Raw genomic sequence first — 12,061 nt, forward strand, 5'->3', positions numbered from 1 at the left:
TATTCTGAACTTTTCGGTTTTTTTTCCATTTAACCTACTCAAATTGATAATTTACTTTGTATCCATTAAACTGAAAAATAAATAGAGCTATCCCTAGCTTGTACAGTTCGGAGAGATATTATGGAAAATCAAGCTAACTTTACATACAAAATTATGGAGGTGTGCCTGCTAGCGGGTAAAATTATGCTTGTTAGCGGCGCAGAAACCTATAGGGTAGAAGATACGATGATGCGTATTGCGGCTTCTTTTGGAATCAAACAATCTCATAGTTATGTCACACCAACAGGGATTATTTTTTCAATAGAGGGTTCTGAACCGACTAAGACAAAATTGATCAGAATAATGGAACGGACAACTGATCTTGAAAAAGTGACAATGGTCAATGCGATCTCCCGGAAAATAAGCGGCGGGGATTTATCCGTCCAGGAGGCATACGAGCTTTTGGAAGACATTGAGATGGCTAAACCAACATACTCCTTTATGGTTCGGCTTCTGTCTGCAACAATTGCAAGCGGGTGTTTTCTGATTATGTTTAAAGGAGGGTGGGGGGATTTCTTCCCTGCTGCCGTAACTGGTGGAATCGGTTTTCTTTCGGTGGTTTATTTTCATCGGGTTATCCCAATTAAATTTTTTGCGGAATTTTTGTCTGCGTTTATTATTGGGTTGCTTTCCTTCCTTTTCATAAAAATAGGTGCCGGATATCAGCTGGATAAAATCATAATCGGGTCAGTTATGCCTCTAGTGCCAGGACTTTTAATTACAAATGCAGTTAGGGATTTAATGATGGGTCATTTACTATCAGGATTGTCCAAAGGAGCAGAAGCCTTTTTAACCGCTTTTGCAATTGGCTCAGGGATTGCTGTTGTTTTTACGTTTTTATAGGAAGGGAGGAGAAAAGCTATGTATATTTTAGAACAGCTTATCACTAGTTTTATTTCCTCTGCAGCCTTCGGGTTAATCTTTCACGCACCAAAGAATTCTCTTCTAAAATGCGGTTTCGTTGGCATGGCGGGCTGGATGATTTATATCCTTATGGTTCAAAAAGAAATAGACACAGTCATGGCCACGGTGGTTGCCGCTTTTTTTGTTGCTGTTACGAGCCAAATTTTTGCCAAGATGTATAAAACACCAATTATTATTTTTAGTGTAGCTGGCATTATCCCGCTTGTACCTGGGGGAATGGCCTATGATGCGATGAGAAATTTCGTAGAGAATGATTACAATATTGCCATCAGCTTAGCAGCTAAAGCATTTATGATATCAGGTTCGATTGCCGTTGGGCTTGTTTTCTCAGAAGTGATCAACCAGGTGTATAGGAGATGGCAGCTTCGTTTTAAAAACTAGGAATATTTGCAAACGATTGTATTTTGATTGTAAGGGGCTGTTTAATATGGGCAATTGATCGGTCGCCAATTGTCTTATCCAGCCTCTGCCTTTCCTCTCATCAATTACAACAACGTCTTGAGAAAATACCAAAAGCCTAAAAATAACATCTACGTTGGTTGAATTTATCGTTTTAGGAAAAGAAGTACGTGTGTTTGCATTTTTAGTTTTACTTAATTTACGTTTAAGTGATACTATTAGAATATCAATATTCCTCTTTAACACAAGCTCCTTTTTGGTAAATTTTTTTACCTCACCTTTCAATTAATCTATTTCCAATTATGTTACATTTAACGTAAATAAAGCAAACCTTCCATTAAAACAAGAAAAATAGTAAAGGAACAAGTGGTGTCTTATGGACGAAAAGCTCTTTAAACCGATTACTGAAGCAACATATCTAACAACTGAAAATGCTTGGCGGTACAGGACAATACTAAGATATTTTTATGAGCAGCACGAAAGAATGAGACAGTATCTTTTTCCAGAAGAAGTGATAGAGTATTTAAACACATTTGAGGCATTTCAAAGCTACACCGAAGAAATGCTTCAGCATGATTTAGAGCAGCTTGTAAAGTGGAAAAACTTGATTGCTAGACAAGAAACGGGAAAAGTAAAAACAATAGAAGAGTTTAAAAAGAAACGATTTCGCTACCAATGCAGCCCTTATACAGTTGAGATTGAACGGATGGTGAAGTCACTAGAAAAGCTTGGGGATTCCTTTGGCGGCTCATTAGAAAGAACGTTGTTTGAGCGGCTCTATGAAACTTTGAGAAAATGCAATACCTTAATTACCCAAACCCAAGAGCCGAGTGATGAAGAAGTATTCAGGGTGTGGGAGGATGTTTTTGACTACTTTAGAAAGCTTATTCAAAATTCAGCAGATTATATTGCTTATATAAACAGCGAGAATATTGAAGAAAGAATGATGACTGAGGCTTTTCTTGCTTACAAAGATGCGTTTACAGAATATTTACGTGATTTTATTATTTCCTTACAGCAAACATCTCTAAATATTGAATTCCTTCTTCAGAATATGGATCAAGACCTTTTGAAAAAAATGATCGGTAAGGTTATCAAGCATCAGCTGAAAATTCCTAGACTTGAAGACGTCGCATTAGACCCAAAACGGTTGATGGAGGAACACCTGCAAAGCTGGGATAGTCTGAAGACTTGGTTTTTAGGAAAAGATGGACATCTTAGTGAATTGGAAATGCTTCAGGATAAAACGAATGAAACGATTCGCCGGATGACAAGATTTGCCCAACGATTAGGCGAAAAACACCATAACCTAAGAAGCCGAAAAACAGATTATCTTCATTTGGCAGGTTGGTTTTCAACGTTTGATGAGTTAGACGAAGCTCACAAGCTTTCTTCCGTAGTGTTTGGTGTTTTTCATACGAAACATATATTTGCGGGCGTTAAGAAATCTGAAGATATATATGTTGATATATGGGATGAAGTTCCAACCACACTTTCTGTTAAGCCAAGAATTCGGCAATATCGTGAAAAGACAAAACCGAGTGCATTAGCAGACCATAAGCTTGAAAAAGAAATGATGTTAAATGAATATTTAACAAAAAAAGAGCAGGAACAAAAAATTCTTCAGCAATTAATGACTGGAAATAAAATTATTTTTAATGAATTACCTGAAATTGAAGGCTCTACTCGAAAAACTCTTTTAGCGTGGCTGGGAAAAGCATTGGGGAATAAAAATCAAATCGCAAAAATTGAAACAGGAAAAAAGATAAAAGTTGTCAGAGTCGACTCTTCGACAATTACTTTGAGATCAAAAGATGGTGAATTACAAATGCCCAATTTTGAAATTGAGTTTCTTGATAAGGAGTAGGAACGAATGGAACAAGCAAAAGGATTTGATGAAAAGACCCAAGAAGCAATGGAGATTTTATTCGAGAATTTTTGGATTATCCGCTCGGAAGCTCCTGAAATTTACCAGCTAGTACGTGAACGTGAACATGCTTTGAGAAGATATATTTCTGAAAAATTTGGGTTTCGCTTAATTGTCCATCAGTATTTCATTAAATTGGAAAAAATCCCAGTAAAACCTGAAAGCTGGATGGGGATTCAAAAGTTCAGTAAACCAATGGACTATTCGCTTTTCTGTTGTTTACTAGCATTTTTAGAGAGTAAGTCTATTGATGAACAATTTCTACTTTCAGAGCTATGTGAAGATTTGCAAGCCATTTATCCAGGAACGATTAACATTGATTGGACAAACTATGAGCACCGTAAATCACTAATTCGGGTATTATCCGTTGCAAAGGATTGTAAGCTTTTAAAGCTAATTGATGGAGAGATTGAAGATTTTGGTCATGACAAGCAGCAGGAAGTACTTTATGAAGTTCCGGTTGTATCCCGATACTTTATGAGATCATATCCAAAGGATTTATTTAAATTTCAATCGATTGACGAAATTTTAGACCAAGAATGGCAGAATTCTTCAACAGAAATGAGAAGGCAGCGCGTCTATCGAAAGCTGTTTCTATCTCCTGTTACTTACAGAGAGGTGCTGGATGATTCTGATTTTTATTATCTTCGTAATTTTCGTAATCGGATCAGAGAGGACATTGAAGAGCATACTGACTATCAATTTGAACTGTATAAAAATGCCGCACTATTGACAATGAATGAAAAGAAGAGCAGATTTACGCTTTTTCCAGATCAAAAAGCAGTAATGGATATTGTCATGCACTTATCGGGAATTATCAGAGAAAATCTTGGCCAATTTCCTCCTAATGAGTTTGGAATCCTCAGATTGACTAGTACAGACTTTGAAATGATCCTTAAAAAATGTGTCACGCAATTTAAAAGCGGTTGGAGTAAATCTTATCGCGAGGCACCATTACGTCAGCTTGCAAAAGAACTGCTTGAAGTGATGGGGGAATGGAAAATGGCAGATGTTGATGAAGAAACAGATATGATTTTGATCTATCCTTTAGTAGGGAGAATTGTTGGGAAATATCCATCAGATTATGATTGGGGGGAAGAGACTTGACAAATGAAAACCAATGGCAAATGAACCGTGCCGGAGTGGTTAATTTCTGGTATTACGATGAAGAAACCTTTCACTTTTCCGATGGAAAATTGCTGCTCAGAGGAAGCAATGGATCAGGAAAATCTGTAACGATGCAAAGCTTTCTTCCTGTCTTACTTGACGGAAGAAAAAGCCCTGACCGTCTAGATCCTTTTGGATCAAAGGCAAGGAAAATGGATGACTATTTATTAGGGGAAAAAGATGTAACGGGCAGAGACGAACGGACTGGCTATTTGTTCATTGAATACAAACGAAAAACGACAAATCAATATATCACTACTGGAATTGGCCTTCGGGCAAAACGGCACAAACAGATGGACTTCTGGGGATTTGTCATAACAGACAATCGCCGGGTAGGCCGTGATTTTTCCTTATATAAAGAAGAAGGTCAAGGTTCAAATACTCAAAAAATTCCCTTAACAAGAAAAGAACTTGAAGCAGGTATTGGGGAAGGTGGAAAGGTTGTTCAAACCCAAAAGGAATACATGGCCCTTGTTAATAAGCATGTATTCGGATTTGAATCTGTAGAAGCATATGATGAACTGATAAAACTGCTTATCCAGTTGAGAAGTCCAAAACTATCGAAGGACTTTAAACCTACAGTCATATACGGAATCTTAGAAGATTCCCTGCCAGAGCTTGTGGATGAAGAATTACGACCACTTTCAGATACGATTGAAAACATGGATCAAACGAAACAACAGCTTGAACAGCTTGAGCGTGATCAAGAATCTTTGGAGAGGCTATGTAATCAATACCACTCCTATAATGAATTTTTACTAGCAGAAAAGGCCACAGAGTTTGTTAAAGCAAGCCAGGTTGTGAAGAAAAAGACAGAAGAAGAAAAGACGATTCGACAACTGCTGACAGAGATGGAGACTAAAAAAGAAACCTTAATCAAGGAAGAAGAAGTTCTTAAGCAGGAAAAAGATGTTTTTGGAGAAACGATGAAACAGCTTGAGAATCATGAAGTGTTTGATGCTGAAAAAGAAAAACTACATGTTGAAGAGAAAATTGCCCTTCTAAAGAAGGAAGAATCAACGAAAGAATCTCTTATTGATGGAAAAGAGAAAAAAGAACGAGAGCTTAAAGAAACCTATCAGAAACAAGCTGATGAAAAAGCACAGCTGGAAGAAGATATTAAATCCTTATTAGAAGAACTTAAAGTATTTGCACTTGAAGCTTCCTATGAAGAGCACAAAGTCAATGCAGAAGATTTCCTTCGTCATATCGAAAAAGGTTTTGATTTTACAGTATGGAGAAAAGAGACGAGAGCATATGCTGCAACGATAAATCAGATTAAAAATACATGGCTGGTTTACAACAAAGAAAAGGGCAGATATGAAGATGCTAGCAGGGAACATGGTGAATCTCAAAAGCGCCTTGATGGATTAAGAGATGAGGCAGCTAAGTGGCAAAGGTTATTTGAAGAAGAAAAAGAGAAATTGTACAGCCATATGATTCGCTGGCTGGATCAAAACCCTCTTTTCGTAACGAAAGATGACCAAAGGCAGCAGTTGTCTCATCAAATCTATGAATTATATGAGCCATATAGCTTTGACGATATAAAAGCGGCCTATTCAAACCGTTTTCAGGAATACCAACGTGTTTTTGGAGAAGAAAAACTAGACTTTTTACATGAAGTGAAATTATTAGAAGAGGAAATTCACAGTAAGGAGCTAGAATTAGACAGCTGGAATAATCAAAGAGAGCCAGAACCGGATCAGCACCCACAGACGAAGGCGAATAGACTGAGATTAAAAGAAGAAAATGTACAGTTTGTACCCTTTTATCAAGCTGTAGAGTTTCGTGCCGGTGTCTCCGAGGAGGATAGGGAAAGAATTGAGTCGGCTCTTTCTGTCTCAGGCCTATTGGATGCCCTTATCGTCAGGAAAAGCGGCAAAGTTCAGGCAATCAAGCATGATAAGATCATACATTCCTTACCTCAGCAAGACAGGGATAAAACGTTATTGAGCATGCTTGAACCAGATCTTCCTGAAGATTGTTTGTTATCAAAACAAGAAATTGAAGAGGTTCTTCTAAGTATTCAAGTTGAGGGGAAAATGGAAGCTTTCAGCAATGGAGTTGGAATCGATGGTCACTATACAATCGGATTGTTGAATGGGCATGCTCCAGTCCATGACCGCGCTCAATATATAGGTAGACAAGCCCGCCAAAGATATCGTCAGCAGCAAATCGAAAAATTACAAAGTGAGATATCCCATTTGCACAATGAAAAGCAGAAACTTCTTTCAAAAATAGAAGAAATTCAGGCAAAGTTAGTCAAATTAGTTGAAGCTATGAACCAGTTTCCTAAAGATAGTGATGTAAAAGAAGCCTTTAATTCCCTTCATCAAAGTCGCCAAAGTATTAGCTATATGGAAAAAGAGGTTGAAGTTAAAAATCAAAAAATGAAACAAATTTTCTCACAATGGGAAAAAATAAGGATTGAATTAAATACCTTGTCTAAAGGGATAAATCTTGAGTTCTCGGAACTTTCTTATCAGGCTGCTTTTGAATCAATGGATTTCTATCAATCTGAGTTAAATCAATTAGAGATTCAGTATACTAAAATGGTTGAAAAGCATAAGAATCTTTTGAATCTTAAGGACAATCTGGAAGGTATTTCTGAAGACATTTTGCACATGAAAGGTGAGCAAAATATTATAATTGATCAATTAAAGAAGCATCAGCTGAAGGTAGAGCAGCTAGAGAAGCAGTTGGTTCAACTGGGAGCAGAAGATATTCGCAGGCAAATTAAAGAAGTAACATCGTCATTAGCAAAGATTAATCAGAGACTCCCTGAACTCGTGAGGTTGTTTGCGACCAATGAATCAGAAATGAAGCAGATGTATAAAAATGTTGATTCTGTTTCAATAGATTTGGAAGCTCTAAGAGAAATTTACCTTCTATGGGAAGGTGTGTTTATTGAAGAACTAAAACTCGGTTTAGTTCAAAGTGATGAAGAAATAAAGGCCGAAGAAACAATCCTTCAGGCAAAGCAGCTTCAAAAGCAATATGCTGAGCTGGTCAAAAAAGAGACACGCGCCTCTGTTACTGACAAATTAATAAAAACCTTTTACCGTGAACAGCAAACACTTGTTGAGTACAGATTAACAGAAGAAAAAATACAAACAGAGCTTAATTTTACGGAAGATGTTAAACGATCAGACGAAATACAGATGAAATACCATTCCCTTTTTGAAAAATCTGATCGAACCTCGTTAATCATGGAGTTCAAAGGACAGCGGGTAAGTCCATACCTTGTGTTGAAAGAGCTTAAGGATGATATTTTAGTACAAAAAGAGGTTTTAAATGATACAGATCGTGAATTATATGAAGAGATTATTTTAAATAATGTGGGCAGAATCATTCGAGCAAGAATCCAGAGAGCTGAAAGATGGGTTAAGAAAATAAATGATTTAATGGAGAAAAGAGATACTTCTTCTGGTTTAACATTTTCGATTAAATGGAGGCCTAAAACTGCTGAAGCTGAAGAAGAAATGGATACAAAGGATCTAGTTGATTTGTTGAGGTCCGACCCTCGACTATTAAAATTAGAAGATATGCAGCGGGTAACCACTCATTTCCGCTCTAAGATTACAAGAGCTAGAGACCTTTCGTTGTCAGAAGGCTATGGGACAACATTACATCAAGTAATCAAAGAAATCCTTGATTACAGAAGGTGGTTCACTTTTACGCTTTATTTTAAGAGAGAAGGGGAAGCAAAGAAAGAACTGACAAATCATGTGTTCTTTACATTTAGTGGTGGTGAAAAGGCAATGGCCATGTATATACCATTATTTTCGGCTGCCTACTCAAGGTACCAAGAGGCCGATGAAAATGCCCCATATATTATTTCATTGGATGAAGCCTTTGCGGGAGTGGATGAAAACAATATCAGGGATATGTTTGAACTTGTTGAGGAGCTGGAATTTAACTATATTATGAATTCACAGGCACTATGGGGGGACTATGACACAGTTTCGAATTTGTCAATTTGTGAACTAGTGCGCCCGAAAAACGCTCCTTTTGTAACAGTTATCCGATATTTATGGAACGGAACAAATAAGCGGCTTCTATTAGACGAAGTAGAATCTGAGGCAATACTTAAGGTGTGAGGAATATGAATGATGTAGATGAGCTATTAGCGTATTTGAAAGGAGAGTCTGGATTTGACAGACTTCTCCCAAAACTTATTGACCGATACCGAAGTTTAGGGAGAATCGGGGGGAGTATTAAGCTGTCGGGCTTGAAACCAAATGAAAAAGAAGCCTTTACAACATTTTTTAGAAAGGATTATACCCATCAATCTTCTGCTACCATTTCCTTTAAAAGTTTTGAGGAAGCTTTGTTAAAAACAAAGTTTGCAGGAGTGACGATCATTGAAATTTTGGAAGCATATGCTGGCAGTAAAGTGATAACGAAAAAAGCAGAATTAGAAAGTAATCATCGTATTAAAGAACAATTTTTTTATGAGCAAATCAATAAACATCCTGCCCTTTCAATGTGGCTGCATTATGTTAAAGAAAAGGGAAGAGGAACGAGGCGGCTGCATGCTTTATATGATGAAAATAGACTGCAGTTGGAGGAGATTTTCCGAAATGTAGACAATGCTTTATCAAAGCTTCCAAAGGAGGGCAGTCAATTTGAAAGATTGCCTTTCTTTTCTCAAAAAGTCACAAAGGATCCGCATGCTTTTGACCTTGATACGGAACAAGGTAAGGCATTTTTAAATATATTGCAGTTCTTACTTTTGCAAAAAGGGGAGCTTTCCTTTATAAATAGTCTCCCAAGTTCAGAAGAGGCAAATGACATCCTGCAGTCATTTCATTTATTAAGAGATGATCTATTAAATTTTGTAACATGTACTGGTCTAATTGGATATGATCAAAAAGGTGTTCATCCTGTTTGGGAGTCGGCAAACGATTCGAAATCAATGATTAATTTTCCGTTAAGGGAGATTATTAAATTGGAACAATGCCGTCCCTTTTCAGGTCAAGCAGTATTTATCGTTGAAAATTCTGGTGTAGCTTCTGCAATCTTGGATCGATGGCCTTTTCCTTATCCACCTCCATTGATATGTACTCACGGACAGTTTAAATTAGCTGCTCTTCTCTTAATAGACATGCTTGTAAAGAACATGGTAACTATTTTTTACTCTGGAGACTTTGATCCTGAAGGATTACAAATGGCTCAAAGGTTAAAAAAACGTGCTCCAAATTCGGTTGTATTGTGGAGATATGATTTGGATAGCTATTATAAAAGTTTGTCAAAAAAAGAGATAAAAGAAGATCGTCTCTCGATTTTATCCTCGATCGATCTTGAAGAATTACAGGTTGTCAAGCAAGACATGCTGGCAAAAAAGCAGCCTGGATATCAGGAAGAATTAGTTCATGATTTAATACACGATATGAAAAAAGGTTTGGTAATCTCATAAAAATAAAAAATAATAAGGTTCACTTTATGTTAAAGATTACTATTGGATATGATGATAATTAACCTGTCGAGAGAAGAATAAGTCTGAAAGAAAAGCTGTGCAAAGCCATGTTTATCTATAAAGGGCTTTAATACAATACAAAAAGCTGACCTTATCATCGTTCTGAATCACGGAGAAATAATGGAACAAGGTACTCATGATAATTTATTAAACAAAAAAGGTTTTTATTATGGCCTTTATCAAAATCAATTAAATAACATGGAAAAAGCGAACTAGAGCTTGCCCTAGTTCGCTTTTGTACATTCATTCAAAGTAACTTGCATCTTCACAAGTGTAAATATCCATTTATTTACGTATTATAAATTGCCGCGGTCCAAATTCCACTGATCATTTTTTACCTAAACGATGTAAGCCCTACCTCTCTTACATCCTTACGGCTCCGAAGCCGATCCAGTGTGAATAAGTTTTTTACCAAAAACCATAAGTAGAATGCCAGTCATGTTACCCTTGCATTTCTATTCAAGTTACTTCGTCTATGAAGTCAATTATTAATTATACCAGATTTTAGCAGAGGTGTAAAGAAGTAATTGTAATAGCTAAAAACTAGTGAAGTCCCTTACTACAACATAATCTTTGATCAAGGAAATTATAGCATTTTATATATTTCGATTAAGTTGTTATCAGGGTCGCGGAAATGGGCAACACGTGCTTGCCATTCCTGACGATCATGCGGTTCATTAACAAATTCAATATCTTTTTGTCTGAAACGGTGATAAGCCTTATCGACATCTTCTACTTCAAATTGAAGCAAGAATCTTGATTGAGAGTCAGCTTCTAATGGCTTATTTCCCTCTCCGATTAAATCTGCCATCAATTTTCGTGATACAAGCTCAATCTTCGTTTCTCCATTATTAAAAAGGGCATATTCCATGTCTTCCTCATACCAGCTCACTGGAAATTCCAATAAATCTCTGTAAAACATGGCACTTTTCTTAAAGTCTTTAACCAAAAGTCTTATTTGTAATAACTTCACATCAACTACCTCCTGAAAAATATTATTTTAGAGCTGACACTATCACCACTAATTGAACACTTTGTCACTGACCATCTCTCATTTTAAAATAACTTGACCGACAATTATGGTCAGTCAAGTTTTAATTTGAGGTTTTGGAATCTTAGCTCATTTGCGGACTTCACCATTTTCATTTAGGGGGGAACCGGTATTTCAGAGTATAATTAAACAATGGCTTGCTGCCAAAAGAAGCATTTTCATCTATTCTCAAACCTGGCCTGGCTCTCCATTTCAAAAGTTTAGAAAGAAAAAGGTTTGTTTTAACTAGCAATAATAATTCGTTCGTCCCCACTTTTCCTTTTGAAAGGTTGCTTTTTTTCCATACCGAATCATTTCATAAATGACTAACCCATTACTTGGCTGTCCATCTGGATATCTCATAGGCAGAATATCGAAAATGACAAAAAAGATGGAATAATAGATAAATTGATTCCAAAATTTTGACTCCTCCAAAACTTTTAAATAGACAAGTCCATTCACAAGAAAGGCCGCAACTATATTAAATATCATTGGTCCAGCATAAACGAGAATATAATGAATGCGCGAGTTTCGCTTTAGTTGTTCAAACTGACACCAGCTGTACCAAAAGTAAAACCTTCTAATCCGAATTCTGCCGACTTCAAAAAGGGGTTTGCCGCAGCCTATTTCAAGCTTATGATTTTTAGCTTTGAATAAATAAGCAAAGAAAAGGTGTCCTGTTTCGTGAATGATCGACACAATAGGCAAAATGATAAACACAGAGAGAATTAAGCTGATAAAGTCAAACAGCCCGAACATTTTGATCCTCCTAATTTATTTTAATAGTTAAAAATTCCCGCTCTATTTCTTTAGAAAACATAGATTTTTCCTTTTTTATAAGATCAGATGTTAAAGCTCATTAAGGTATCAATCTATTCGCTGATTGTACAAGTCCGATCTCCGACCTCTCATCACCAGAAAGACGGGCAAAATTTTTCAAAAAAACTATTTACTTTAAAACAAAACATTGTTACACTATAACCAAATTTAATGTAACAATGTTTTGTTTTAACAAAAGAAGTATATAATAAAATAAGAATGTATTTCAAAAAAGGATCTAATAGAGGTGATGGACATTTTTATGGTCAGTTGTGTA

At 36.4% G+C, this 12,061-nt stretch carries 8 protein-coding genes; 6 read left to right on the plus strand and 2 right to left on the minus strand.

The features are described from left to right. Window positions 1-120: 120 nt before the first annotated feature. The 6 genes from IC621_RS04695 to IC621_RS04720 all read left to right on the plus strand — a co-directional run bounded on the left by IC621_RS04695 (window position 121) and on the right by IC621_RS04720 (window position 9,875). Complete coding sequence (locus IC621_RS04695) at window positions 121-882, plus strand: threonine/serine exporter family protein (protein WP_191156256.1); 762 nt, start codon at window positions 121-123, stop codon at window positions 880-882. A gap of 18 nt (window positions 883-900) precedes the next feature. Beyond that, window positions 901-1,344, plus strand: a complete 444-nt coding sequence (locus tag IC621_RS04700; protein WP_191156258.1) for a threonine/serine exporter family protein — start codon at window positions 901-903, stop codon at window positions 1,342-1,344. Window positions 1,345-1,738: 394 nt separating this feature from the next. Then, window positions 1,739-3,229, plus strand: coding sequence for a TIGR02677 family protein (locus tag IC621_RS04705; protein WP_191156260.1), 1,491 nt, complete (start codon window positions 1,739-1,741; stop codon window positions 3,227-3,229). A 6-nt stretch (window positions 3,230-3,235) separates the two neighbouring features. Further along, the gene (locus IC621_RS04710; RefSeq protein WP_191156262.1) at window positions 3,236-4,396 is read left to right on the plus strand and encodes a TIGR02678 family protein; all 1,161 of its coding nucleotides are present in this window, start codon (window positions 3,236-3,238) and stop codon (window positions 4,394-4,396) included. After that, window positions 4,393-8,556, plus strand: coding sequence for a TIGR02680 family protein (locus tag IC621_RS04715; RefSeq protein ID WP_191156264.1), 4,164 nt, complete (start codon window positions 4,393-4,395; stop codon window positions 8,554-8,556). The genes IC621_RS04710 and IC621_RS04715 overlap by 4 nt, the downstream gene beginning before the upstream one ends. 5 nt (window positions 8,557-8,561) lie before the next feature. Further along, the gene (locus IC621_RS04720; RefSeq protein WP_191156266.1) at window positions 8,562-9,875 is read left to right on the plus strand and encodes a TIGR02679 family protein; all 1,314 of its coding nucleotides are present in this window, start codon (window positions 8,562-8,564) and stop codon (window positions 9,873-9,875) included. Window positions 9,876-10,521: 646 nt separating this feature from the next. Here the strand turns inward: IC621_RS04720 and IC621_RS04725 are convergent. Both IC621_RS04725 and IC621_RS04730 read right to left on the minus strand, forming a co-directional pair. Continuing rightward, window positions 10,522-10,908, minus strand: coding sequence for a VOC family protein (locus IC621_RS04725; RefSeq protein WP_191156267.1), 387 nt, complete (start codon window positions 10,906-10,908; stop codon window positions 10,522-10,524). A gap of 303 nt (window positions 10,909-11,211) precedes the next feature. After that, complete coding sequence (locus IC621_RS04730; RefSeq protein ID WP_191156269.1) at window positions 11,212-11,724, minus strand: zinc metalloprotease; 513 nt, start codon at window positions 11,722-11,724, stop codon at window positions 11,212-11,214. Between the last annotated feature and the right edge of the window lie 337 nt (window positions 11,725-12,061).

The organism is Metabacillus arenae (assembly GCF_014773385.1).
GTDB lineage: Bacteria > Bacillota > Bacilli > Bacillales > Bacillaceae > Metabacillus_D > Metabacillus_D arenae.

Coding starts and splice junctions, on each gene's coding strand:
- IC621_RS04695 (WP_191156256.1), top strand. CDS start 121: ATGGAAAATCAAGCTAACTTTACATACAAAATTATGGAGGTGTGCCTG.
- IC621_RS04700 (WP_191156258.1), top strand. CDS start 901: ATGTATATTTTAGAACAGCTTATCACTAGTTTTATTTCCTCTGCAGCC.
- IC621_RS04705 (WP_191156260.1), top strand. CDS start 1,739: ATGGACGAAAAGCTCTTTAAACCGATTACTGAAGCAACATATCTAACA.
- IC621_RS04710 (WP_191156262.1), top strand. CDS start 3,236: ATGGAACAAGCAAAAGGATTTGATGAAAAGACCCAAGAAGCAATGGAG.
- IC621_RS04720 (WP_191156266.1), top strand. CDS start 8,562: ATGAATGATGTAGATGAGCTATTAGCGTATTTGAAAGGAGAGTCTGGA.
- IC621_RS04730 (WP_191156269.1), bottom strand. CDS start 11,724: ATGTTCGGGCTGTTTGACTTTATCAGCTTAATTCTCTCTGTGTTTATC.